The organism is uncultured Ruminococcus sp., assembly GCF_947301925.1.
Classification (GTDB): Bacteria; Bacillota; Clostridia; order Oscillospirales; family Ruminococcaceae; genus Ruminococcus.
The window spans coordinates 611,785-637,483 of sequence record NZ_CAMYUE010000001.1 but is presented as its reverse complement, the minus strand read 5'-3'; the positions used below and the strand labels follow the sequence as shown (position 1 = coordinate 637,483).

General features: G+C 51.7%; 24 protein-coding genes and 1 pseudogene. All 25 read left to right on the top strand.

Translation table 11 applies throughout. The features are described 5' to 3' along the window. The first annotated feature begins 122 nt into the window (after positions 1-122). Positions 123-779: a stage II sporulation protein R gene (locus tag Q0Y65_RS03060; protein ID WP_297956789.1), complete on the top strand. Its 657-nt coding sequence runs from the start codon at positions 123-125 to the stop codon at positions 777-779. A gap of 235 nt (positions 780-1,014) precedes the next feature. Beyond that, positions 1,015-1,539, top strand: a complete 525-nt coding sequence (gene infC, locus Q0Y65_RS03055) for a translation initiation factor IF-3 (RefSeq protein ID WP_028521361.1) — start codon at positions 1,015-1,017, stop codon at positions 1,537-1,539. Between the two features lie 13 nt (positions 1,540-1,552). Continuing rightward, complete coding sequence (rpmI, locus tag Q0Y65_RS03050) at positions 1,553-1,756, top strand: 50S ribosomal protein L35 (protein WP_019678115.1); 204 nt, start codon at positions 1,553-1,555, stop codon at positions 1,754-1,756. A gap of 72 nt (positions 1,757-1,828) precedes the next feature. Then, the gene (gene rplT / locus Q0Y65_RS03045; protein ID WP_028521362.1) at positions 1,829-2,182 is read left to right on the top strand and encodes a 50S ribosomal protein L20; all 354 of its coding nucleotides are present in this window, start codon (positions 1,829-1,831) and stop codon (positions 2,180-2,182) included. Between the two features lie 113 nt (positions 2,183-2,295). Beyond that, a complete protein-coding gene (locus Q0Y65_RS03040) occupies positions 2,296-3,084 on the top strand; it encodes an RNA methyltransferase (protein ID WP_297956786.1) in 789 nt (262 codons plus the stop codon). A 32-nt stretch (positions 3,085-3,116) separates the two neighbouring features. Further along, complete coding sequence (gene dprA, locus Q0Y65_RS03035) at positions 3,117-4,319, top strand: DNA-processing protein DprA (protein ID WP_297956783.1); 1,203 nt, start codon at positions 3,117-3,119, stop codon at positions 4,317-4,319. A gap of 12 nt (positions 4,320-4,331) precedes the next feature. Next, entirely contained in the window at positions 4,332-6,413 is a 2,082-nt protein-coding gene (gene topA, locus Q0Y65_RS03030; protein ID WP_297956779.1) for a type I DNA topoisomerase, read from the top strand. Then, positions 6,410-7,738, top strand: coding sequence for a methylenetetrahydrofolate--tRNA-(uracil(54)-C(5))-methyltransferase (FADH(2)-oxidizing) TrmFO (trmFO, locus tag Q0Y65_RS03025; RefSeq protein ID WP_297956776.1), 1,329 nt, complete (start codon positions 6,410-6,412; stop codon positions 7,736-7,738). The genes topA and trmFO overlap by 4 nt, the downstream gene beginning before the upstream one ends. Beyond that, positions 7,716-8,723 carry a phosphate acyltransferase PlsX gene (plsX, locus tag Q0Y65_RS03020; protein WP_297956773.1) on the top strand — a complete coding sequence of 336 codons (1,008 nt, stop codon included), beginning with the start codon at positions 7,716-7,718 and terminating at the stop codon, positions 8,721-8,723. The genes trmFO and plsX overlap by 23 nt, the downstream gene beginning before the upstream one ends. A 4-nt stretch (positions 8,724-8,727) precedes the next feature. Continuing rightward, entirely contained in the window at positions 8,728-9,417 is a 690-nt protein-coding gene (gene rnc / locus Q0Y65_RS03015) for a ribonuclease III (protein WP_297956770.1), read from the top strand. Then, positions 9,404-10,402, top strand: coding sequence for an elongator complex protein 3 (locus Q0Y65_RS03010; RefSeq protein WP_297956766.1), 999 nt, complete (start codon positions 9,404-9,406; stop codon positions 10,400-10,402). Before rnc ends, Q0Y65_RS03010 begins: the two co-directional genes overlap by 14 nt. A gap of 4 nt (positions 10,403-10,406) precedes the next feature. Next, complete coding sequence (gene smc / locus Q0Y65_RS03005; RefSeq protein WP_297956739.1) at positions 10,407-13,979, top strand: chromosome segregation protein SMC; 3,573 nt, start codon at positions 10,407-10,409, stop codon at positions 13,977-13,979. Positions 13,980-14,040: 61 nt separating this feature from the next. Continuing rightward, positions 14,041-14,940, top strand: a pseudogene (gene ftsY / locus Q0Y65_RS03000) (signal recognition particle-docking protein FtsY); the annotation flags it as partial. 445 nt (positions 14,941-15,385) lie between these two features. After that, a complete protein-coding gene (rdgB, locus tag Q0Y65_RS02995) occupies positions 15,386-15,967 on the top strand; it encodes an RdgB/HAM1 family non-canonical purine NTP pyrophosphatase (protein ID WP_297956736.1) in 582 nt (193 codons plus the stop codon). A 1-nt stretch (position 15,968) separates the two neighbouring features. Beyond that, positions 15,969-16,271, top strand: coding sequence for a YhbY family RNA-binding protein (locus tag Q0Y65_RS02990; RefSeq protein WP_297956733.1), 303 nt, complete (start codon positions 15,969-15,971; stop codon positions 16,269-16,271). After that, positions 16,271-16,966 (top strand): NAD(P)H-dependent oxidoreductase, encoded by a 696-nt coding sequence (locus tag Q0Y65_RS02985; RefSeq protein ID WP_297956730.1) that lies wholly within the window; start codon positions 16,271-16,273, stop codon positions 16,964-16,966. The genes Q0Y65_RS02990 and Q0Y65_RS02985 overlap by 1 nt, the downstream gene beginning before the upstream one ends. 22 nt (positions 16,967-16,988) lie before the next feature. Next, complete coding sequence (locus Q0Y65_RS02980) at positions 16,989-18,182, top strand: nicotinate-nucleotide adenylyltransferase (protein ID WP_297956728.1); 1,194 nt, start codon at positions 16,989-16,991, stop codon at positions 18,180-18,182. 24 nt (positions 18,183-18,206) lie between these two features. Beyond that, the gene (locus Q0Y65_RS02975; RefSeq protein ID WP_297956726.1) at positions 18,207-19,703 is read left to right on the top strand and encodes an LCP family protein; all 1,497 of its coding nucleotides are present in this window, start codon (positions 18,207-18,209) and stop codon (positions 19,701-19,703) included. Next, positions 19,704-20,063 carry a ribosome silencing factor gene (rsfS, locus tag Q0Y65_RS02970; protein WP_297956723.1) on the top strand — a complete coding sequence of 120 codons (360 nt, stop codon included), beginning with the start codon at positions 19,704-19,706 and terminating at the stop codon, positions 20,061-20,063. 55 nt (positions 20,064-20,118) lie between these two features. Next, positions 20,119-22,551: a leucine--tRNA ligase gene (gene leuS, locus Q0Y65_RS02965; RefSeq protein WP_297956720.1), complete on the top strand. Its 2,433-nt coding sequence runs from the start codon at positions 20,119-20,121 to the stop codon at positions 22,549-22,551. A gap of 192 nt (positions 22,552-22,743) precedes the next feature. Then, positions 22,744-22,917 (top strand): 30S ribosomal protein S21, encoded by a 174-nt coding sequence (gene rpsU, locus Q0Y65_RS02960; protein WP_009984057.1) that lies wholly within the window; start codon positions 22,744-22,746, stop codon positions 22,915-22,917. Positions 22,918-22,997: 80 nt separating this feature from the next. Continuing rightward, on the top strand, positions 22,998-23,525 hold the full coding sequence (locus tag Q0Y65_RS02955; RefSeq protein ID WP_297956717.1) for a YqeG family HAD IIIA-type phosphatase: 528 nt from the start codon (positions 22,998-23,000) through the stop codon (positions 23,523-23,525). 2 nt (positions 23,526-23,527) lie between these two features. Continuing rightward, positions 23,528-23,959, top strand: coding sequence for a type II 3-dehydroquinate dehydratase (gene aroQ / locus Q0Y65_RS02950; RefSeq protein ID WP_297956714.1), 432 nt, complete (start codon positions 23,528-23,530; stop codon positions 23,957-23,959). A 10-nt stretch (positions 23,960-23,969) separates the two neighbouring features. After that, positions 23,970-25,034: an aminopeptidase P family protein gene (locus Q0Y65_RS02945; RefSeq protein ID WP_297956711.1), complete on the top strand. Its 1,065-nt coding sequence runs from the start codon at positions 23,970-23,972 to the stop codon at positions 25,032-25,034. Between the two features lie 86 nt (positions 25,035-25,120). Next, entirely contained in the window at positions 25,121-25,678 is a 558-nt protein-coding gene (efp, locus tag Q0Y65_RS02940; protein WP_297956708.1) for an elongation factor P, read from the top strand. Positions 25,679-25,699: the final 21 nt, after the last annotated feature.

Genomic DNA, 25,699 nt, shown 5'->3' with positions numbered 1-25,699 from the left:
ATAAGCGTTGCGCATGACAGTCTGCCCCTTGCTGATATTGCAGGGGGCAGGCTTTTTAATGGAAAAGCTCCGAAAAAAGCCGCCCCGTAGCAGGCGGCGGTATAAAAAGGAAAAAACTGCCCATGATAGTCGTTGAGGTGATGTTTTTGAGAAAATCTTCAATGGCTGCTGCGGCAGCGGGACTCATACTGGCTATACTTGTTTCAAATGCAGGCTGTATCGTCAGGGATGGCCGCAGACTGGACAGGCTCCGCGGAAGTGTGCTGCGGCTGCATATACTTGCGGATTCCGACAGTCGGGAGGATCAGCGGCTGAAGCTCAGGGTGCGCGACGCTCTCCTCGGCAGCGGTATATTCAGTTCTGCGGACAGCTTGTCTGAGGCGGAGGCTATAGCCGAAGAAAGACTGGACGACATTACGGATATAGCCGAGGAAGTCCTCCGCGAGAACGGCTGCTCCGATAAGGTGACTGCGGAGCTTGCGGACGTTGATTTCGGCGACAGGGTATACGGCGGACTCACTATGCCGCGGGGGCGTTATCGGGCGCTCCGTATTAAAATAGGCAGGGCAGAGGGACATAACTGGTGGTGCGTGATGTATCCGCCGCTGTGTCTGCCTGCGGCCTGCGGGGACAGTTCCGTGGAGGCCTCCGTGACAGAGGACGAGGAGGAAGCAGAGGAGTTCTTCTCCGATGAGGAGCTGGATATGCTGAAAAAGCCGAAGAAATACAGAGTCAGATTTGCAATATGGGATAAAATCAAGAGCATTATCAATGAGTGAATTGTGAAATGTGACAAAAATAAAACTGCCCCTTGACTTATGGTGCGGAGTGTTGTATAATATTTGAGTAAACAAAGCAGAACTATGCGTTCTCACCGTCGGGCTATGCTGAAACGGTCAATATGTATCGGATATCGGGCTGTTCTTGCGGCAGTTCGGTTTATCAGTGTGTATTGGTGAGTGCGGATAATTTCTGCACTCATTTTTGTTTTTAAAATTTATTGCTTGGAGGTGCTTGACTATTAGCAAACAGGAACTGCAGATCAACGAAGAGATAAGAGACAAGGAAGTTCTCGTAATCGACGCTGACGGTAAAAAGCTTGGCGTTTTATCCGCCAAAGAGGCTCAGCAGATAGCCTTCGACAAGGATCTTGATCTCGTAAAGATAGCTCCGCAGGCGACACCGCCCGTATGCCGTATCATGGACTACGGAAAGTATTGCTTCGAGCAGGCTAAGCGTGAAAAAGAAGCAAGGAAGAATCAGAAGGTTGTGGCTATAAAGGAGATCAGAATGTTCTCCACTATAGATACCCATGACTTCGAGACGAAGGTAAATCAGGCCGTTAAGTTTTTACAGGGCGGCGATAAGCTCAAGGTATCCGTAAGGTTCCGTAAGAGAGCTATTGCACATCCCGAACTTGGAAGCGAGCTGCTTGATCGCTTCAAGGAAGCAGTTTCTGCGGCAGGCACTGTGGATAAGCCGGCTAAGATGGAGGGACGCAGCATCGTTATGTTCGTTTCCCCAAAGGCCGCTAAGTAAGGAGGATCATATAATGGCAAAGGTAAAGGTTAAAACTCACTCGGGCGCTAAGAAGCGTTTTAAGATTACAGGAAGCGGTAAGGTAAAGTACCAGCACACCAACAAGAGACACAGACTTACTCAGAAGGACACTAAGCGCAAGAGAATCGCTCGTAACGCAGGCGTTGCAGATTGCACAAACGCTCCTACAATCAAGAAGCTCGTTCCTTATATGTAATGGAAGGCGGAATCAGTTCCGCATTGTACCGAGCGCAATTCCCGTAATTTTAATATTTGGAGGTAAAAGACTATGGCACGTATTAAAGGTGCAATGATGACTCGTAAGAGAAGAAACAAGACTTTAAAGCTTGCTAAGGGCTACTGGGGCGCTAAGAGCAAGCACTTCAAGATGGCTAAGCAGGCCGTAATGAAGTCAGGTAATTATGCATATATCGGAAGAAAGCAGAAGAAGAGACAGTTCAGACAGCTCTGGATCACAAGAATCTCCGCAGCTGCAAAGCTCAACGGCATGAACTACTCTACATTCATGAACGGCTGCAAGAAGGCTGGTATCTCTCTCAACAGAAAGATGCTCTCCGAGATCGCTATCAACGATGCAGCAGGTTTCACAGCTATCGCTGACAAGGCAAAGGCTGCTCTTTAATTCCAATTAAAAAACACGCTCCTTTTCAAGAGCGTGTTTTCTTGTAGGAGGCGGGGCTTCTCCGCCTGCTGCAGGATCCGTCTCACCAGCATACAACGGAGGTGCGTGTAGTATTGGATAATATTATAACCTCTAAAGATAATCCTACCATCAAGCTGTATCAGAAGCTTTCTTCCTCAAAAAAAGAAAGACTTCAGTACGGCTTATTCGTGTTGGAAGGGCTGAGGATCGTTCTGGACGCTCTTAAAGAGGAAAGCGGCATAACTCAGCTTATACTTACAGAAAAGGCACAGGAGCGCTTCGGCGAGGAGCTTTTACAGGCTGATTTGAGGAATACAAGGACAATTGTCATTTCAAATGAGCTTGGAAACAGGATAGCCTCCACGGAGAGCACGCAGGGAGTCTTTGCCATGTGCAGGATACCCCTTCAGCGGAAAGTGCAGTCCATACTCCGTGACGGCGGAAAGTACCTCGTGCTGTTCGGCTTGCAGGATCCCGGAAATGTGGGCATGATGATAAGGACCGCTGACGCTCTCGGCATTAACGGCGTTATACTGTCAGGAAGCTGCGACCTTTACAGTCCCAAGGTGATACGCTCCACTATGGGCTCGGTGTTCAGAATGAACATAGCTGTCGAAAACGATACGGAGACCCTTTTCGCTGAGCTTGGTAAGGCAGGCGCGGTCACATCTGCGGCTGTCATTGACAAGGACGCCGTACCCGTTACGGAATGTGAGTTCACGGGCACACAGGCGGTATTCATCGGCAATGAGGGCAACGGTCTTCCCGCCGATATCGCACAGCGCTGCACAAGAAGAGTAATAATACCCATGCACGGAAATATCAACTCCCTCAACGCGGCAATGGCTGCAGGCATACTCATGTGGGAGCTGAAAAGATAGGATACATACACATATTTAAAGGAGGTCTGACTATGGAGGAAACAAAATACTGGCTCTGGCTGAATATGGTATTCGGTACGGGCAATCACCGCATCTGGGAGGTCATGAGCTTCTTCCGCACTGCGGAGAAGGCGTATCTCTCGCTGTCTTCCGATAATTCCATGGTCAGTCTCACGGAAAACGAGCTGAAAAACGTCAGGGGAGTCCCGCTGCGCAATGCGGAGGTCTTCCTTGCAAACTGCGCAAAGAGAGGGATAGGAGTTGTATCCTATACCGATCCCGAATATCCCGCGCAGCTGGCGCATATATATAATCCGCCGTCAGTGCTGTACTACAGAGGCAATATCTCATGCCTGAAAACAAAGCTGACTGTTACAGCGGTAGGCACCAGAAAGGCCTCAGCCTACAGTCTCAGGGCAGCTAAGGAGATATGCTCGGAGCTCTCCGCAAGAGGAGTGGTTATAGTCAGCGGCTTTGCTGTGGGTATAGACCTTGCGTGCAGCATGGCTGCGGCTGATATAGGCCGCCCTACGGTATGCGTAATGGGCTGCGGAGTTGATGTGGACTACCCGAGACAGAATTTCTCATACAGAGATACCATTCTTGCGGCGGGAGGAGTTTTCATCTCGGAGTTCCCTCCGGGTACGGCGCCGAATTCGCCCAACTTCCCCAAGCGCAACAGGGTGCTTGCAGCTCTCGGAGCTGCTACGGTGGTATTTCAGGCAGGAGCCAAGAGCGGCTCACTTATAACTGCCAATCTTTCGGCAGGTCAGGGACATGACGTGCTCTGTCTGCCTCCTGCGGATATATTCAGCGGAGAATTCGCAGGCAATATAAAGCTCCTTCGCGACGGAGCGCTGCCAATGTACGACGCCTCCGACGTAATGGAGTGTATAACCGGCGACAGGAAACAGTATTCGGGGACGTCAGCTGCGAAAACACCAGCTGTGCCTCACGAGGCTGTTCATAATGTATATGAGCCCGCAGCTGCGGCCGATGCCGGATATGACACGGCAGCAGAGCCGGTGCAGACAGCTCCTGCGGAGTTTCCCGACGAGCTGTCGGAACAGCAGCTCCTTATAGCACGGGAGCTTGCAGGTGGAGCTCTCCACGCAGACGAGCTTGCACAGAGACTTGAGCTGGATCCTGCGGAGCTCATGACGGAGCTCACAGAGCTTGAGATATACGGGACGGTGCGTTCACTTCCCGGAAAAATGTTTGAACTTATCAGATAAGGGGATAAATCAATGTCAGATTTAGTCATAGTTGAGTCGCCTGCAAAGGCAAAAACCATACAGAAGTATCTCGGATCGGGATATGAGGTCATCGCCTCCATGGGACACGTCCGCGATCTTCCCAAGTCGAAGATGGGCGTGGACAAGGATAACGATTTCAAGCCTCAGTACACGGATATGAAGGGCAAGGAGGACGTTATCAGGGAGCTGAAGAAGCGTGCGAAGAAGTGCGATAAGGTATTCCTCGCAACCGACCCTGACCGCGAGGGAGAAGCCATATCCTGGCATATAGCACAGATGCTGAAGCTGGATATGAACGACAATAACCGCGTGGCCTTCAACGAGATCACCAAGACAGGCGTAAAGAACGGCATGAGCAATCCTCACAAGATAGATGTGGATCTGGTCAACGCCCAGCAGGCAAGACGTATCCTGGACAGACTTGTGGGCTATGAGCTCAGTCCCTTCCTGTGGAAAAAGGTCAAGAGAGGCCTCTCCGCAGGCAGAGTGCAGTCCGTGGCGGTACGTCTGGTCGTGGACCGCGAAAACGAGATAAGAGCCTTTGTTCCCAAGGAATACTGGTCCATAGACGCGAAGTTCACAGCTCCGTCGTCCAGAAAGGTATTTGACGCCGCTTTAGTTGCAGTTGACGGCGAGAAGCTGGAAATAGCGGGACAGGCAGAGGCGGACGGCCTTCTTGCAAGGCTGGAAAACGCCGAGTATACAGTAAAATCGGTAAAGAAGAGAGTTACAAAGAAGCAGCCCGCACCTCCCTTCATCACATCGACCCTCCAGCAGGAGGCTTCCAGAAAGCTCAGCTTCAGTGCAAAGCGCACAATGAAGGCGGCACAGGAGCTTTACGAAGGTGTTGACGTAGAGGGCGTGGGTGCAGTAGGTCTTATCACATACATGAGAACCGACAGCCTGCGTATATCTGACGAGGCAAAGAAGGCTGCCGCAGATTATATCGGAACGGTGTACGGCAAGGACTATCTGCCTCCGGAGCCCAGAAACTTCAAGACCAAGAGCAATGCTCAGGACGCTCATGAGGCCATACGTCCCTCTACTCCCGAGCTCACTCCCGAGAGAGTAAAGTCCAGTCTCAGCTCCGATCAGTACAAGCTCTACAAGCTCATCTGGGAGCGCTTCATCGCAAGTCAGATGGCAAACGCCCTGCTGGACACTGTGTCCGCGGATATCGAGGCGAACGGCTGCACATTCAGGGCTTCGGGCTATTCCGTAAAGTTTGACGGCTTCATGGCTCTGTATGTGGAGTCTACAGACTCGGAGGACGGCACCAGGAAGATGCTTCCCGAGCTGAAGGCCAACGACAGGCTGAAGCTGAAGTCCATATCGGGCAATCAGCATTTCACACAGCCCCCTCCGCGATATACCGAGGCTTCGCTCATAAAGGCGCTGGAGGAGAACGGCATCGGCAGACCGAGTACCTACGCTCCCACCATTACCACCATAACCTCACGCCGCTATGTGGAGCATGAGGGCAAGGCGCTGAAGCCCACCAATCTGGGCGAGGTCATCACCGAGCTGATGAAGGACCACTTCAAGAAGATCGTTGACGCTAAATTCACAGCCGAGATGGAAAATAATCTGGACGAGGTGGAGCACGGCGAAAAGAACTGGGTAAGCACCCTCCACGAGTTTTACGACGATTTCTCAAAGACCCTGAAAAAGGCCGAAGAGGCTATGGACGGCAAGCGCGTCAAGGTGCCCGACGAGGAGACCGACGTGGTGTGCGAGCTCTGCGGCAGGAACATGGTCATAAAGTACAGCAAGTTCGGCAAATTCCTGGCCTGCCCCGGATTCCCCGAGTGCAAGAATACAAAGAAGATAGTAACGGAGGCGGACGGAAACTGTCCCCGCTGCGGAAAGAAAATGCTGCTTAAAAAGTCCAAGAAGGGCAGAAGCTTCTACGGCTGCGAGGGCTTCCCGGAATGCAGCTTCATGACATGGAACGTACCCACAAAGGAGGTATGCCCTCAGTGCGGAAAGAGCCTGTTCATGAAGGGTGGAAAGTCTGGAAAGCTGGTATGCGAGAACGATGGCTGCGGCTATGAAAGAGAGCTGAAGAAATGAGCGCTGTCGTTAACGTTATAGGCGCCGGACTTGCAGGCTGCGAGGCTACATGGGCAGTTGCGGAGGCAGGCATAAACGTAAGGCTTTATGAGATGAAGCCGGAAAAGTTTTCTCCCGCTCACAAGTACGGCGGATTTGCGGAGCTGGTATGCTCGAATTCGCTGAAGGCTGCAAGACTGGAATCCGCAGCAGGACTTCTCAAATACGAGATGGAGCTGCTTGGTTCCCTGACAGTACCCTGCGCAAAGGCCAATTCCGTTGAGGCAGGCGGTGCTCTTGCGGTGGATCGTGAGAGATTTTCCGACGCCGTGACCGAAAAGATAAAGTCTCATCCTCTTATCGAGGTGATCGGGGGCGAGGTAACGGAGCTTCCCGAGGGTACAACGATAATCGCCACCGGACCTCTTACTCAGGGAGCTATGGCTGACATAATAAAGGAGCTCTGCGGCGAGGGACTCAGCTTTTATGACGCTGCTGCGCCTATTGTGACCGCAGAGAGCATAGATATGGAAAAGGCGTTCTTTGCCTCGCGCTATGACAGAGGCGACGCCGATTACGTAAACTGTCCCATGAACAAGGAGGAGTACCTTGCGTTCTATGAAGCGCTGATCGCTGCGGAAAAGGTACAGCTCAAGGACTTCGAGACCCACCCCTTCAGCGTATATGAGGGCTGTATGCCCATCGAGGAGCTGGCTTCGAGGGGAGTTGACACCATGCGGTTCGGTCCCATGAAGCCTGTGGGCATCGACGACCCGAGAACGGGCAGACGTCCCTATGCAGTGGTACAGCTCCGCAAGGAGAACCGCGAGGGCACACTTTTCAACCTTGTGGGCTTCCAGACCAACCTTAAATTCGGCGAGCAGAAGCGGGTCTTTTCCATGATAACGGGACTTGAAAACGCCGAGTTCATGCGCTACGGCGTTATGCACAGGAATACCTTCATAAACAGCCCCGAGCTTCTCAACGCGGACTTTTCCATGAGGAGCCGTCCGGAGATTTACTTCGCGGGACAGATCACAGGTGTCGAGGGCTACATGGAAAGCGCTGCAAGCGGCCTTATAGCAGGCATTGCGGCTTCTCGCAGGATAAAGGGGCTTGAACCCCTGAACCTCCCGTTGGACACAATGACAGGTGCGCTTTCACACTATATAAGCGATACATTCAACAGCGGCAGCTTCCAGCCCATGGGCGCGAATATGGGAATACTGCCGGATATAGGCGTAAGGATAAGAGACAAGAAGGAACGCTACGGCGCATATGCGGAACGCGCCGTCAATTCGCTGAGAGGAGAGCTTGAAAGAATTGGCTTCAAAGATCATAGTTGACGCCTTCGGAGGAGACAACGCTCCTCTGGAGGTAATAAAGGGCTGCGGGAGAGCGGTCCGCGAGCTCGGAGTGAGTGTTATACTCACAGGCAGCGAGGAAAAAATAAAGAAATGTGCCGCCGATAACGGCCTCAGTCTCGACGGCATAGAAATAGTCCATACAGATGATGTTTTTGATATACATGAGGAACCGAAGGAGATAATAAAATCCGGCAGGAACACCTCCATGGCTCTGGGACTTTCACTGCTTGCTGAGGGCAGAGGCGACGCCTTTGTCTCGGCAGGAAGCACGGGAGCTCTGGTCATGGGAGCCACCTTCATCGTCAAGCGTATCAAAGGCATCAAGAGGATAGCGCCTTCGCCTGTCCTGCCTGCCGACAAGGGAAGCTTCATACTTCTCGACGCAGGCGCGAATACCGAATGCAGACCCGAAATGCTGGTGCAGTTTGCCGTTATGGGCAGCGCCTACATGGAAAAGGTCATGGGCGTGAAGTCCCCGAAGGTGGGACTGCTGAATATCGGCTCGGAGGAGACCAAGGGCAGGGAGCTGGAAACAGAGACCTACAAGCTTCTTCAGCAGTCGGGACTGAACTTTGCAGGCAATATCGAGGCAAGAGACCTCCCGAACGGAGATGTGCAGGTTGTTGTCACAGACGGCTTCACGGGAAATATCGTTCTCAAGCTCTATGAGGGCATGGGAAGCTTCTTCTCCAAGAAGATAAAGTGGATATTCTCGGGAGCAGGAAAGCTTGGCGCACTGTTCTCGCTGGGGAAGATAAAGACATTCAGAAAGCAGATGGACTACAAGGAGGTAGGCGGCTCCGCCCTTCTCGGCGTGAAAAAGCCTGTTATCAAGGCTCACGGAAGCTCCGACGGCACAGCCTTCTTCAATGCCGTAAGGCAGGCAAAGAAGTGCGCAGAGGGAAATGTAACGGGAGCTATCGAGAGCTATGTCGCAGGTATGTCCGCCTCGGACAAGGAGTGATATTATGGAAGATCTTTCAAGATTTGAAGATATTATAGATTACAGGTTCAAGGATATAAAGCTGCTCAGGCAGGCGCTTTCACATTCGTCCTATGCAAATGAGAGAAAGCAGCCCAGCGGCAGCAACGAGCGTCTGGAGTTCCTGGGGGACAGCGTGCTGTCCATAGTGGTATCGGACTTCCTTTACAAGAACCTTAACGTGGCGGAGGGCGAGCTCACAAAGATGAGAGCGTCGCTGGTCTGCGAGAAATCCCTTCATGTATTCGCAAAGCAGATAAACCTGGGAGATTTCCTGCTGCTGGGCAAGGGCGAGGAGAACACAGGCGGCAGGGAGCGCCCGTCCATACTTGCGGACGCCTTCGAGGCAGTGATCGCCGCCATATATCTTGACGGAGGCATGGAGCCTGCCGCAAAGCATATCCTGCGCTTTATGCCAAAGGATATCCGCCATGCAAGAAAGCCAGTGTTTAACGATTTCAAGACGGTGCTCCAGGAGATAGTCCAGAAGAACCCCGAGGAGAAGGTGGAATACGTTCTCATCGGCGAGGAGGGACCCGACCACAACAAGCGCTTTGTTGTTGAGGTATGCCTCAACGATCAGGTCATTGGCAAGGGCACAGGCAAGAGCAAGAAGGAAGCAGAGCAGCTTGCAGCAAAGGAAGCTCTCGAGCTCATGGGCTATGAAGCACAGTAATATTTCCGTATTCATTCCCCACATAGGCTGCCCCCATATGTGCAGCTTCTGCGATCAGCGCACCATAAGCGGTGCTCAGCACGCACCGACGGGAGACGAGGTCAGGGAGATTTGCCGCAGAGCGCTGGGCGAGGTAAGAGAGCCGGAAAACACGGAAATAGCCTTTTTCGGCGGCAGCTTTACAGCTATCCCACGCGATTATATGCTGGAGCTCCTTGAAGCAGCGCAGGAATTTCTGGGCGAAGGAAGGTTCAGGGGCATACGCTGCTCCACCCGTCCCGACTGCATAGACCGTGAGGTGCTGGAGCTGCTGAAAAGGTACGGCGTCACCGCCATAGAGCTTGGAGCTCAGTCCATGAGTGATGAAGTCCTTGAAGCCAACGAGCGCGGACATACCGCCGACGATGTGGTGAAGGCCTGCGGCCTTATCCGTGAGTACGGCTTTGAGCTGGGTCTGCAGATGATGACGGGACTTTATAAAAGCAGTCCTGCCGATGATATGGATACCGCTGTGAAGATCGCAGCTCTCCGTCCCGATACGGTAAGGATATACCCCGTAGTCGTACTGAAGGGCACAAGGCTGGCAGAGCTGTTTTATAAAGGTGAATACCGTCCCGCTCCCTTTGATGATATGGTGGAGCTGTGCGCGGAGATAATGAGCCTTTTCACAGAAAAGGGCATAAGAGTGATAAAATGCGGACTTCACGCCAGCGAGTTCGTGGAACAGGACATGGCGGCGGGATATTACCACCCTGCCTTCCGTGAGCTGTGCGAGGCGGCTTTGTACCGGAGGAATATGCTGCGGATACTTACGACGGAGCTTCCCTGTAAGGGCAGCGCTGTCCTTGCTGTGAACAGCAGATGTATAAGCAAGGCCGTGGGGCAGAAAAAGTCAAATATCGAATATTTCCGGAAGCGCGGCTATGACGTTTCCATAGTGGGGGACGACAGCGTTCCCGTATACGAATGTAAGCTGAGGAGGTGAGCAGGTGTACCTAAAGTCATTGGAAATACAGGGCTTCAAGTCCTTCCCCGATAAGATCAGTCTGACCTTTGACAAGGGTCTTACGGCAGTAGTAGGCCCTAACGGAAGCGGAAAGAGCAATATCGGCGATTCCGTCCGCTGGGTACTGGGCGAGCAGTCCACAAAGACCCTCCGAGGCAACAAGATGGAGGACGTCATTTTCTCGGGTACGGTGGCAAGAAAGCCCATGGGCTTTGCGGCGGTAACGCTGAATATAGACAACTCCGACAAGACCCTCCCCGACCTTGGTGACGAGGTGGCCATAACCCGTAAGCTCTACCGCAGCGGTGAGAGCGAATACCTCATAAACGGCAAGCCCTGCCGACTGAAGGACATAAACGAGCTGTTCATGGACACAGGTCTCGGAAGGGACGGCTACTCCATAATCGGACAGGGACGTATCGCGGAGATAGTTGGCGCAAAGAGCTCCGAGCGCCGCGATATATTCGAGGAGGCGGCAGGTATATCCAAGTTCCGCTACAGGAAGCTGGAGGCGGAGAGGAAGCTCACCGCAGCTCAGGAGAACCTGCTCAGGCTCACGGACATACTCACCGAGCTGGAGGGCAGAGTCGAGCCCCTGAGGATACAGTCCCAGAAGGCGGAGAAGTTCATCAAGCTGGCGGAGGAGCGCAAGCGGCTGGAGATATCGGTCTGGGTAACAAAGCTGGACGAGATGAAGCAGAAGCTTGACGAGCTGGAAAGCAGGATACTGGTCAGCAAGAACGAATACGAGAATATCGAGAACGATATACAGCGAGAGGAGCAGAAGATAGCGGACGGCATACGCAAGATGCAGGAGAGCACCATGCGTGCCGACGAGCTGCGCCGCAGAATGCTGGAGGAGGAGCAGACCGCTTCGGAGATGAAGTCGGGCATTGCCGTTCTCGAAAACGATATAAAGCACTGCAACGAGGCTGTGGAAGCAGCCCAGAGGAATATAGACAGCTCCGAGGAAGCAAAGAAGGAGCTGGAAAAGGAGCGCAAAGCCGCTCTGGACGGTCTTGCAGAGCTGGAGGAGCAGAAGAAGGCTCTGGAGGCGGAGATAAAGGCTGCCGAGGAGAGCTTCGAGAAGGCTGAGAGCGAGAGCACAAAGCTGGGCGACTCCGTTGACAAGGCAGGCAGCGAGATAAACGGCCTGTACATCAGACAGAGCGAGCACCGCTTTACCATCGAGTCCTCAAAGGCCATGATAGAGGAGCAGACCGCCCGTCTTGCCGAGCTCCGCGAGAGCAGCGGAAGTCTCGGGAAAAGGCTGGAGGAGTACGAATCACAGAGAGAGAGCCTGAAGGCTCAGACAGGGAAGAACTCCACAAGGGCAGAGGAGCTCCGCAACAAGCTCAGCGGACTTGACAGGCTGTACAAGTCAAGGCGCGAGGGCTTCGAGCAGGCAAAGAACGACTTCGAGCGTGCGCTGTACGAGCTGAAAGACAAGCAGCAGCGCAGAAAGATACTCACAGACCTTGAAAACAACATGGAGGGCTTCGCAGGCAGCGTAAAGCAGGTGCTGAAGGCCTCAAAGCAGGGACGTATCGGCGGCGTGTTCGGTACAGTCGCCCAGAATATCGGCGTTGAGCCGAAGTACGCAGTGGCCGTTGAGACGGCACTGGGCGGAGCCATGCAGAACATCATCGTGGAGAACGAGGATATCGCAAAGCGCTGCATACGCTTCCTGAAGGAGCAGAAGGGCGGACGCGCAACATTCCTGCCCATAACCTCTGTAAAGGGCTATGAGCTCAGGGAGCAGGGGCTGGAGAACTGCGAGGGCTTTGTGGCCAACGCCAACAAGATAGTAACCTACGATCCTAAGTTCAGCGGCATTATTTCCTCGCTGCTGGGACGTATAGTCATAGCCGAGGATATTGACACCGCCACTCTTATCGCCAAGAAGTACGGCTACAAGTTCAGGATAGTTACTCTTGACGGTCAGGTCATAAACGCGGGAGGTTCCTTCACGGGAGGTTCCGCACAGCGCTCGGGAGGACTCATCACCCGAAAGAACGAGATTGACACCCTTGACGCCGAGATAGTAAAGCTTGAGGTTATGCGTGATACGCTCCGCGAGAAGGCCGAAAAGCTCCGTGCGGAATCGGAGAAGCTCCGCTATGACACGGAGGCTGCAAAGGACGAGCAGGCACAGTGCGAGGCCGAGAGAGTACGCCTTGAAGCCGAGCTGGGAAGCCTTGATTCCGTTGCACAGCAGCTCCGCACGCAGTCGGCGGATTCGGCGAAGCTGCTCACGGAGACCGAAAAGCGTATAGAAGCTGCAAAGCAGAACATAGCTGACTCGGAGAAGGCACTTGCCGATACCGAGGCGGAGATAAAGGCTGCCGAGGAGAAGCTTGCTCAGGGACAGGATATACGCGAGAAGCTGAGACTTCAGCGCGAGGAGCTGTCAGACAGGCTGTCCGAGCTGAAGATAAAGGGCATGGAGCTTGCTAAGGACGTTCAGGCTCAGGAGCTGGAGCTCTCACGCATAGACAGGCGTGAGGAGGAACTGAAATACGGCGCCCATCAGTTCGAGGAGGAGATCTACCGCCAGAGAGAGCTGATAGCGCAGAAGGAGTCCGAGATAGGGGAGCTGAAGCAGAAGCTTGCCGATTTCAAGGACAATACCGCCTCCTACAATGAGGAGATACAGCGCTGCCACGCTACCCATACCGAGCAGAACCGCCTCGTGAACGAGATGCAGAACGGTCTGAAGGCTATTAATGACGCCAAGGAGAAGCTCTCCGCAGAGATAACCCGTCTCGAGGAGCGCAGGGAGACCGTATGCCGCGATACAGACAATATCATCAGGCAGCTCATGGAGGTCTACGAGCTTACGCGCTCCGAGGCCGTTCAGATAGCCGAAAAGATAGATGATATGGTGGCCGCACAGGCGGAGCTCACCACCATAAAGAACAAGATACGCGCCCTGGGAAGCGTAAACGTGGACGCTATCGAGGAGTACAAGGAGGTCTCGGAGAGATACCGCTTCATGTCGGAACAGATAGCGGATATCCAGAGATCCAAGGCAGAGCTTGAAAAGATAATCACCGACCTTACTGCGGAGATGTGCAGGATATTCTCCGAGAGCTTCGAGATAATCAATTCAAACTTCAAGAGCATATTCGTGGAGCTCTTCGGCGGCGGAAAGGCGGAGCTCATACTCAGCGACCCCGAGAACGTTCTGGAATCGGGCATAGAGATAAGTGTGGCGCCTCCCGGAAAGGTCATCAAGAACCTGATATCACTGTCGGGAGGAGAGCAGTCCTTCGTTGCTATCGCTATTTACTTTGCGATACTGAAGCTGAGACCTGCGCCCTTCTGTATACTTGACGAGATCGACGCGGCTCTCGACGAGGTAAACGTAAGAAAGTACGCACAGTACCTGAAGAAATTCACCGACACCACCCAGTTCGTCCTTGTCACCCACAGACGAAGCGCCATGGAGGAGGCAAATGTTCTCTACGGCGTAACCATGCAGGAGGACGGTATTTCCAAGCTCCTGAAAATGGAGCAGGTGGATTTCCAGGAGGACGTTGCGGATATTCAATAATTTTTGTCACACCTTCGCACAGCGCTGCGATTAGTATAGTAGACCATGTTTGGAGGATATAATGGGACTTTTTTCTAAAATTGCCAGCGGTCTGAGAAAGACCAAGGATTTCCTTTTCGGCGGTATCCAGAGAGTTCTCAACTCGTTTACCGTCATCGATGAGGAGCTCTTCGAGCAGCTCGAGGAGCAGATGATAATGAGCGATATCGGAGTAGAGACCTCCGAGGAGATATGCGACAGGCTCCGCAAGAAGATAAAGGAGCGGGGCATAACCGATCCCAAGGAGATAATGGGACTCATACACGAGGTAATCGCCGAAATAATGGGCGACGATACGGGACTTGATCTCTCGGTATCTCCTGCCGTGATTATGGTCATAGGCGTAAACGGCGCAGGCAAGACCACCACCATAGGAAAGCTCTGCCACCAGTTCAGACAGGAGGGCAAGAAGGTGCTTGTAGCGGCTGCGGATACCTTCCGTGCAGCTGCCATAGACCAGCTTGAGGTCTGGACGCAGCGTGCGGGAGTAGATATCGTAAAGCACGCCGAGGGCTCCGACCCGGGAGCTGTAGTATATGACGCCCTTGAAGCCGCAAAGGCAAGAGGCTGCGACGTAGTTGTAATAGATACGGCAGGCAGACTCCATAATAAGAAGAACCTTATGGAGGAGCTCAAGAAGATCAACCGTATCATCGACAACAAGGCAGGCGAGTGCTCACGGGAGGTGCTCCTTGTGCTTGACGCAACAACAGGACAGAACGCCGTAAATCAGGCAAAGCTGTTCAGCGAGACCGCTCCCATAACGGGAATAGTTCTCACAAAGCTTGACGGAACCGCAAAGGGCGGTATCGTCATTTCCATAAAGAACGAGCTGGGTATCCCCGTTAAGCTCATAGGCGTAGGCGAGAAGATCGACGATCTTCAGCCCTTCGACAGCAATATGTTCGTTGACGCTCTCTTTACTCCCACCGAGGCTATCGAGGACGAGGAGGAAGAAGAGACAGAGGAGGCATACGAGTCTGAGGAGGAGATCGCTGAGGACGAGGAGACCGAGACTGAGATGGCAAATGGCTACTACAACGAGTACGGAGCCTTTGTTCCCTATGAGGACGAAGATGAGGCCGATGACGAGGAATATGAAGCTGAATCTGATGAAGATAATGGGGAATATGAGTCCGAAGCTGAAGCAGAGGATTACGATGAGGAGTCTGACGATGAGGACGAGGCTGATGAGGACACCGGGGCTGAGGAAGACGATCAGCTGACCGACGAAGATGAAGAGTCCGATGAGGAAGAGTCGGAGGACGATGAAGAAGCAGAGGACGAGGAGGAGCCCGAGGCTGCTGCCGAGCCCGAAAAGAAGAAAAAGCGCGGCTTCTTCAGCAGGCTTTTCGGAGGTAAGGACGATGATTAAGCAGCTTGTAATGGCTACAAATAACGCAAACAAGCTCCGCGAGGCAAGAGAGATACTTGCACCTCTGGGTATAGAGGTGCTCTCTCAGCGTGAAGCGGGAGCTGACTGCGATCCCGAGGAAAACGGTACTACCTTTGCGGAAAATGCACTTATCAAGGCAAGAGCGGTCTACGAAGCCGTAAAGCTGCCCACCATTGCAGACGACAGCGGTCTCTGTGTGGACGCTATGGACGGCCGTCCCGGAGTATACTCAGCAAGATATGCTCCCGAGGGACAGCACTGCGCAAAGCTACTTGAGGAGATGAAGGACGTTCCCGACGACAGGCGCGGAGCTGCATTTGAGTGTACCATAGCCTATATAGACGAAAAAGGCAGCCATACCATGACAGGCGAGTGCAGAGGCGCTATAGGCCATGAGCAGCGCGGCACCAACGGCTTCGGCTACGATCCCGTGTTCATGGCAGGAGAGCGCACCATGGCGGAGCTCTCCGCAGAGGAAAAGAACGTCATAAGCCACAGAGGAGCGGCTCTGAGAGAGCTGTACAAGTATCTGAAAGAAAGATTTGGTGAATAATATGCTTACAAGCAAGCAGAGAGCATACCTGCGCGGTATCGCTTCCACATACGAGACCATATACCAGGTTGGCAAGGGCGGCGTTACCGAGGCAATGTGCAAGGACATAGAAGCAGCTCTTACCAAGAGAGAGCTCATAAAGCTGAGAGTTCTTGATAATTCGGGCTGGACAGCAAGAGAAGCCGCCGACGCTATCGCAGAGCAGACAGGCGCTGATGTGGTACAGGTCATCGGCAGCAGATTCGTGCTCTTCAAGCGCAACGAGAAGGAACCTGTTATCGAGAATATCCCAAAGGCTAAGTGATGAAGGTACTGATAATAAGCGGGACATCTCATAAGGGCTCCACATACAATATCGGCCGTATCATGGCAGGTAAGCTGACAAAGCCCGAGGACATCAGCGAGGTGTTCCTGCCCCGTGACTTTGACGAGTTCTGCTGCGGCTGCACAAGCTGCTTCACCAAGGGCGAGGAGAACTGTCCCCACTATGGCAAGCTGAAGCCCATAACGGAGCTTATAGACGCCGCTGATGTGCTGATACTCACGTCCCCTGTTTATGTTTATCACTGCACGGGACAGATGAAGGCGCTTCTCGACCATTACGGCTGGCGCTGGATGGCGCACCGTCCCGAGGAGAAGATGTTCAGCAAGCAGGCGGTAGTAGTTGCAACGGCTGCGGGAGCAGGCGTGAAGTCAACAATGAAGGATATGGCGGACAGCTGCTTCTTCTGGGGAATCCCTCAGACCTATAAGCTGGGCAGACCTGTTGCGGCGACGGACTGGGACAGTGTAAAGCCGAAGATAAAGGACAGTATCAATGCAAAAGCCGACAGTATTGCAAAAAAGATACTGAAAAGGCAGGGAAAGGTACCTGTTCCGCTGAAAACAAAGGGATTTTTCAAGATAATGAGCCTTATGCAGCGAAACGGCTGGAACAAGGCGGACATGGACTACTGGAAGGCAAAGGGCTGGACAGAGAGCAAACGTCCGTGGAAATAAGAAAGCAACAGGGAGGTGCGGAATGAGGATAGGTATATACGGCGGAAGCTTCAACCCCGTACACAACGGACATATACATCTTGCGGAGACCGCAGTGACGGAATTCGGCCTTGACAGGCTGTATCTGCTGCCGTCCAAGAGATCTCCCCACCGCTCCATGGCTGAATATGCCCCCGACGAGGACAGACTGGAGATGCTAAGACTGGCAAGCAGCCATAATGACAGGCTCTTTGTCAGCGATTACGAAATAAAAAGCGACCGTGTGAGTTATACTATATACACGGTGGAGTATTTCCGTCAGCAGTTCCCCGCGGACGAGCTGTTCCTCCTTGTAGGCAGCGATATGCTGCTTAGCTTCGATACATGGTTCCGCTTCGAGGATATACTTGCGGCTGTGACTCTCTGTGTGGTGTCCCGTGAGCAGGGCGATATCCCCGAGCTGAAAAGAAAAGCCGACGAGCTGCGGAAATTCGGTGATATACTCATTTCCGAGGCAGCTCCCACTGTCATTTCCAGTACAGAGGTAAGAAAAAAAATTGCAAAAAACAAGGATTTCTCTTGCTATCTTGACGAAAATGTAGTACAATATATAAGGTCAAAGGGATTATATTCCGTAAGAGGTGAAGGTAAATTGCAGTATAACCCTGATGATAAGAAAAAATATCTCAAGGCGCATCTTTCTGCAAAGCGTTACGCTCATTCGCTGAATGTGGCGGCAGAGTGCAGGAAGCTTGCCGAGAAGTACGGCGAGGATCCCGATAAGGCGTATTTCGCAGGACTTATCCATGATATATGCAAGGAGCTCCCCGACGACGAGCAGAAGGCTTTGGTGCTGGAGAGCGGATATACGGTATGCCGCGAGGAGCTGGATACACGTTCCCTGTGGCATGGCATCGCAGGCGCCTATTTTGCAAAGAAAGAATTCGGAGTAGAGGATATAGACATACTCAACTCCATCAGATTCCATACAGTGGGCAGAGCAGGAATGTCCCGACTTGAAGAGATAGTCTATATGGGCGATCTCATTTCCGCAGAACGTGATTATAAGGATGTAGACAAAATGCGCAAGCTGGCATATGCCGATCTCAATGCGGCTATGCGTGAGGCATTTGCGTTTTCCATGAAGTCTGTAATAAAAAAAGGCGGAGTCATTCCCATTTGTACCGCCGAGGGGTATAATTTTTATACAAGGCTTACAAGAGCAGAGAAAAAATGATGGAAATTTGAAAAGAGGACTCAGATGAACCGCGAAGAACTTAACGAGGAGAAAGTATCGGGGGCAGACAATGCTCCCAGGCAGATCAAACCGCTGAGGAAGCTGAAGCGAGTAGAAAGCAGGACCCCTGCACAGCCCGAATACCACGGACTGCACGAGGCTCCTTCAATAGATATAAGCATTGAGGGCGAAAACAGAAAGCCCGAACCCGTACAGGAACAGGTATACCACGGACTGCACGAAAAGGGCAGCGAGTATACCGAATGGAACGACGATGACGATGAGGACTTCGACGACGAAGCTCCGGAAAAGACTAAAAAGAGCAAAAAGGACGCACTGATAAAGCTGGGAGCCATAGTGGTGAGCCTTGTGACGATAATTACGCTCTTCCTGAATATGCCCATACTCTGGTACAAAAAGAGCGGCCAGCCCGATGAAAGGGTTTCGATAATCAATTACTTCAAGCGCTGGCAGCCTACGGTAGATCTTGAGGGTGAGCTGCAAAAGCCTTCCATGGATCTGAACGTGGATACCGATATAGTAAATGAAAACTTTACCGACGGACTTGATCTTCCCCAGCTTGTGGAAGGACAGTATACCGTGCTTTTCCTGGGATTTGACGAGGATCAGGAGCTCACCGACGTTATCTGGATATGCCAGTTCGATATCGCAGCTGCAAAGCTCCATATATTACAGGTGCCCAGAGACAGTGCAGTTCCCAATTATACCAGCAATCCCACCACAAAGATAAACAGCGTCTACTACTACGCATGGGATCAGGAATCCAGCAAGATTCAGCGTGTGGTAAACTGCGTTCAGGAAAACTTCCAGATACCAATTGACGCATATGTTACCACAACCTGCTATGATATCGTTGATATCGTTGATCTTATCGGCGGTATCCCGATACATCTGGACAACGAGATAATCTATGAGGCTGACAAGATAATCCCCAAGGGCGATGTGGTGCTCAACGGCAACCAGGCAGAATGGTTCGTTCGCTTCCGTCACGAGTGGCTCCAGGGAGATATCGGACGTGTTCAGAACCAGCGCCGCTTCATGGCCGCAGCCATGCAGAAGCTCCTTTCCATAGTAAAGGACGAGGGCAGGCTCAAGCTCTACAGCTACCTCAACACTATCTACAAGAACAAGTGGATAGCTACAAATATGAGTGTTGACGACCTCAGCAAGCTTGCAGATTTCGGCTCTACCCTCACAATGGAGAACGTAGCCGTAAACATGGTGCCCGGCGAGGACGCCGAATATGTAGGCAGTGACGGAGTGCTCTACAGCATTTACTCTATCCACAAGAGAGCTACTATTGATATGCTCAACGAGTCTTTCAGACCCTATCAGCGTCCGCTGCTGCTCTCAGAGAGCAATATCATGGAATTTGTGGACGAATACAACTATCAGTATGACCTTTACGACGACACGGGCATGACCTTCGAGGAGCTGGAAAAAGCTACCGAGCCGCCCAGAAACCCCGATATGAAACCATGGTGGAAGGAAGATGATTAAATGACCGAACAGGAAAAGCTTGAACTTATAATAAAGACTCTCGACCTGAAGAAGGGCGAGGATATACAGGCAATAAAGATCGCCGACCTCACTATCCTTGCTGACTACTTCGTAATAGTAAACGGTACCAGCAACACCCACGCAAGGACTCTTGCGGACGAGGTAGAGTTCGTACTTTCACAGAAGGGCATAGAGCCCCAGCGCCGCGAGGCCGATACGGGAAATACATGGATAATCCTCGACTACGCGGATATCATCGTCCATGTCTTCTACAAGGACACCAGAAACTTCTACAAGCTGGAGGGACTCTGGGCTGACGGTGAACAGGTGGATATAAGCAGCCTTCTCATAAAGGATTGAGACAACTGCTGGCAAATGTATAATAAACACTAATGAATAAAGGAATGATATTACAATGAGCAGATATGATTTCACATCTGTAGAAGCCAAATGGCAGAAATACTGGGAGGAGCACGAGACCTTCAGGACCGATGTATGGGACTTCAGCAAGCCTAAGTTCTATGCGCTGGATATGTTCCCTTATCCTTCGGGAGTAGGCCTCCACGCAGGACATCCCGAGGGCTATACCGCTACCGATATAGTATCGCGTATGAAGCGTATGCAGGGCTACAACGTCCTTCACCCCATGGGCTATGATTCCTTCGGACTTCCCGCAGAGCAGTATGCCGTAAATACGGGCAACCACCCCAACGGCTTTACTCAGGAGAATATCAAGACCTTCTCAAAGCAGCTGAAGGAGCTGGGCTTTGACTATGACTGGTCAAAGATGATAGCTACATCGGATCCTTCCTTCTACAAGTGGACACAGTGGATCTTCAAGCAGCTCTACAAAGACGGCTATGCAAAGTATATAGATATGCCCGTAAACTGGTGCGAGGAGCTGGGAACCGTACTCTCCAACGATGAGGTCATCGACGGCAAATCCGAGCGCGGCGGCTTCCCCGTAGTAAGAAAGAACATGAAGCAGTGGGTAATTGACCAGCCCGCATTCGCCGAGAAGCTCCTTGAGGGACTTGACGAGATCGACTGGCCCGAGTCCACAAAGGCTATACAGCGCAACTGGATAGGCAAGTCCACAGGCGTAGAGGTCGAATTCGATATCGTAGGCGGCGGAAAGTTCTCTATTTTCACCACCTGTATCGAGACCATATACGGTATCACCTTCATGGTACTGGCTCCCGACGGAGCAGTGACCGAGAGCCTTCTTGACCGTGTGCAGAACAGGGAAGAGGTAGAGGCTTACATTGCAGAGACCAAGAAGAAGAACGATATGGACCGTACAGAGCTCAACAAGACCAAGTCAGGCTGCGAGCTCAAGGGCGTTACCTGTATAAATCCCGTAAACGGCAAGGAAGTCCGTATGTTTATCGGCGACTTCGTACTTGCAAGCTACGGTACAGGTGCGGTAATGGCAGTCCCCAGCCACGATCAGCGTGACTTTGAGTATGCCATAGCTCATAATATAGACATGATACAGGTCATCGACGGCAAGGACGAGCATATCGACGTTTCCGAGGCCGCTATGGAAAAGACCGAATACCTCGGCAAGGGCTACAAGCTCATCAATTCCGAGGAGTTCACAGGCCTCACTGTTGAGGAGGCAAAGGAAGCCATCACTCAGAAGCTTGAAGCTATGGGCAGAGCAAAGCGCACTGTAAACTATCACTTCCGCGAGTGGATTTTTGCCCGTCAGCGCTACTGGGGCGAGCCCGTTCCGATAGTTCACTGTGAGGACGGAAGCATACACGTTCTCGATGACGAGGAGCTCCCGCTGATACTTCCCGAGCTTGACGATTACAAGGGCAAGAACGGCAAGGCTCCCCTTGAAAATGCAACAGAGTGGAAGCAGTACGACAGAAACGGCGTAAAGGGCACCAGAGAGACCTCTACTATGCCCGGAAGCGCAGGCTCCAGCTGGTACTACTTCAGATATATCGATCCCGACAACGACAAGGAGTTTGCAAATCAGGAGCTCCTGAAGCACTGGATGCCCGTCGACCTCTACATAGGTGGTCCCGAGCACGCAGTAGGACACCTTATCTACTCCCGTATCTGGAACAGATATCTCTACGACAAGGGTCTGGCACCTACAAAGGAGCCCTTCAAGAAGCTGGTACACCAGGGCATGATCCTTGGCGAGAACGGCATAAAGATGGGCAAGCGCTTCCCCGAGTTCGTGGTAAATCCCTCGGATATCGTCAGGGATTACGGCGCAGATACTCTCCGTCTCTACGAGATGTTCATGGGACCTCTCGAGGTAAGCAAGCCCTGGAGCAAGAACGGCGTTGAGGGTGCAAAGAGATTTATCCAGAGAGTATGGAACTTCTTCACCGAGGCTGAGAACCTCACCGATGACAACGACGGTGCTCTCACAAAGGTATACCACCAGACCGTAAAGAAGGTCACCGACGACTTTGAGAAGCTTGCATTCAATACCGCTATCAGCCAGATGATGATATTCGTCAATGCTGTGTACAAGAACGGCAAGTGCCCAAGGGAATACGCCGAGGGACTCATCAAGATGCTGTCCTGTATCACTCCCCATATGGGCGAGGAGATCTGGAGCATACTTGGTCATGACGATACCATCGCCTACGAGAGCTGGCCTGTATACGACGAGGAGCTCTGCAAGGAGGACACCATAGAGATAGTTGTTCAGGTAAACGGCAAGCTGAAGGCAAAGCTGAATATCGCTATGGACGCAGACAAGGATTCGGTAATGGAAATGGCCATGTCAGACGAAAAGGTCAAGGAGTCCATTGACGGAAAGACAATAGTCAAGCAGATATATGTACCAAATAAACTTGTTAATATTGTAGCAAAATAACGAATTTTTTTCACGTTAAAAAAATGCTTGACAATCAACTTAAAATATGGTAAACTTATAGTATATTCTTTATAACTATTTATTGTATATCTGCTATATATTGGGGTATGTGATGACTGACACCCTTTCGGGTGATTAGTATAGAGCATGGGCTTAGTTCCGTGCAACCTCTGAACAAGGGAGGGAAATTTAGTGGCAGAAGTTCGTGTTGGCAAAAACGAGTCTTTAGATACAGCTCTTAAGAGATTTAAGAGATCATGTGCAAAGGACGGCGTAATTGCTGAGGTTCGTAAGAGAGAGCACTACGAGAAGCCTTCGGTAAAGCGTAAGAAGAAGTCTGAGGCAGCTCGTAAGCGTAAGTATTGATCTTGCGAAAATGATTAATGTTGATAAAAGCGGGCTGTAAGCTCGCTTTTTCATTTGTATGAACGGAGTTGACAGATTACTTGGGTCTTATACATAAAATTACAGGAACCGACGTGGATTTCGCTTTCAGGAAAACCGTGGACATCAGTCCCCGCTTCCTGAAAAAGCATGGCATCAAGGGGCTTATCCTCGATGTGGACAATACTCTGACGACGCATGATAACCCCGTCCCCGCAGAGGGGATAAGGGAATGGCTTGACGACATGAGAAAAAACGGCATAAAGCTGATAATAGTCTCTAATAATCATCCCGAGCGCGTCAGGCCTTTTGCGGATCCTCTCGGACTGGACTATGTCAGCGACAGCGGTAAGCCGCTGAAAAGGGGATACAGGGCGGCTATGAAGAAGATGGGGCTCACAGCTTCGGAGACGGCCGCTGTAGGCGACCAGCTCTTCACTGATGTATGGGGAGCTAACTTCTCAAGGATAAGGATGCTCTATGTTGAGCCCATAGAGCTTGAGCCTAAGAGCAAAAGGTTCATAAGGTTCAAGAGAGTGCTTGAAAAGCCCTTCCTTCCCAGGAAATTTGTCAATCTTGCAAAGGAGTAAATATGATAAAGAAGATACTTGTAATACACGGTCCCAATCTCAATCTTCTCGGAGAGCGTGAGCCGGGAGTTTACGGAAACTCGGGAATTGACGTGCTCAACAGCAATATTATCGACCGTGCAAAGGAACAGGGTCTGGAGTGCGAGATATTCCAGTCCAATCATGAGGGAGCTATCATCGACAAGCTCCACGCCGCAAGAAAGAGCTTTGACGGCGTTATCCTCAACGCAGGAGCCTATACACACTACAGCTATGCAATACGCGATGCTATTGTCGCAATAAAGATACCCGTTATAGAGGTACATATCAGCAATGTATTCGCAAGGGACGAGTTCCGCTCAAATTCCGTCATAGCTCCTGTCTGCAAGGGCAGCATCAGCGGCTTCGGTTTCGGAAGCTACTATCTTGCCGTTCAGGCAATGGCTGAGCTGTAAGAGGTGCGGAATGACAAGATTTGACCGACTGTTTGAGGTGTTTGAGGGGGCAGACTGCGTCCTTATCACCTCGGACATAAACAGAAGATATTTTACGGGCATGAAATCCTCGGCGGGAGTTGTGCTTGCATTTCCCGAAAAGGCCTATCTGCTCATTGATTTCCGCTATATCGAAAAGGCCAGGGCAACTGTCACAGCTGCCGAGGTCATCGAGATGAAGAAGCTCTATCCCCAGATAATGGAGCTGCTCAAAAAGCACGGCGCACAGTCAGTGGCTATCGAGTCCGAGACCATGACTGTCAAGGAGCTCAATGCCTATGAGCACTTTTTCAGCGAGATACATTTCGTCCATAACGACTCCCTCAGCAACGCCATAGCGACTCTCAGAGCCTCCAAGGACAGCGGGGAGATAGAGTGCATAAGGAAGGCGCAGGAGATAGCCGAAAAGGCCCTCAGCGATCTTCTGGGCTTCATAAAGGCAGGTGTTACCGAGCGTGAGATAGCTCTGGAGCTTAACCGCCTGATGTTCGCCTACGGTGCGGAGGATCTTTCCTTCGATACCATTGCTCTTTCGGGAGCCAACACATCAATGCCTCACGGAGTTCCCTCCGATAAGAAGGTGGAGAGCGGCGAGTTCGTGCTGCTTGACTTCGGTGCAGTATACAACGGCTATCACAGCGATATGACCAGAACGGTCTGCGTCGGAGAGCCAACCGACGAGATGAGACAGGTGTACGATATCGTGCTGAGAGCTCAGACGGCAGGCATAGAGGCCGCAAAGGCAGGGATACTTGGCTGCGACCTTGACAAGGTGTCAAGAGATATCATCGAGCAGGCAGGCTACGGCAGCTGCTTCGGACACTCCCTGGGTCACGGCGTGGGCATGGAGATACATGAAAAGCCCAATGCCTCGCCGAACTATAAGCTCCCTCTCAACGCCGGGGCGGTAGTTACAGTGGAGCCCGGCATATACATCGCAGGCAAATTCGGCGTCAGAATTGAGGATTTTGTCATTTTGACCGAAAACGGCTGCGAAAACTTGACAAAAAGTGCAAAAAATCTAATATCTTTATAATAATATCACTTTAGGTATTGCAATAATTCCTGAAATGTGATAAAATAAAGTATAATATTATTTTGAAAAATACGGAGGTATTTATAATGATTTCAGCAGGAGATTTCAGAAACGGCGTTACCTTTGAGCTTGACGGACAGGTTGTTCAGGTCGTTGAATTCCAGCACGTTAAGCCCGGTAAGGGAGCTGCTTTTGTAAGAACTAAATACAAGAACGTTATCACAGGTTCAGTTGTTGAAACTTCTTTCAACCCTACAGCTAAGTTCCCTACAGCTTTCGTTGAGAGAAAGGATATGCAGTACAGCTACAACGACGGCGATCTGTACTACTTCATGGATCTTGAGACATATGAGCAGGTTCCGATCAGCGCATCTATCCTCGGCGACAACTTCAAGTTCGTTAAGGAAGAGATGATCTGCAAGATCCTCTCATACAAGGGCAGCGTATTCGGCGTAGAGCCCCCCAACTTCGTAGAGCTGAAGGTCACACAGACAGACCCCGGCTTCAAGGGCGATACAGCTACAAACGCTACAAAGCCTGCTACACTTGAGACAGGTGCGGAGATCAAGGTTCCGCTCTTCATCGATGAAGGCGAGATCATTCAGGTTGATACAAGAACAGGCGAGTATATGTCAAGAGCATAAGCTCCCGTACAATCCACGATA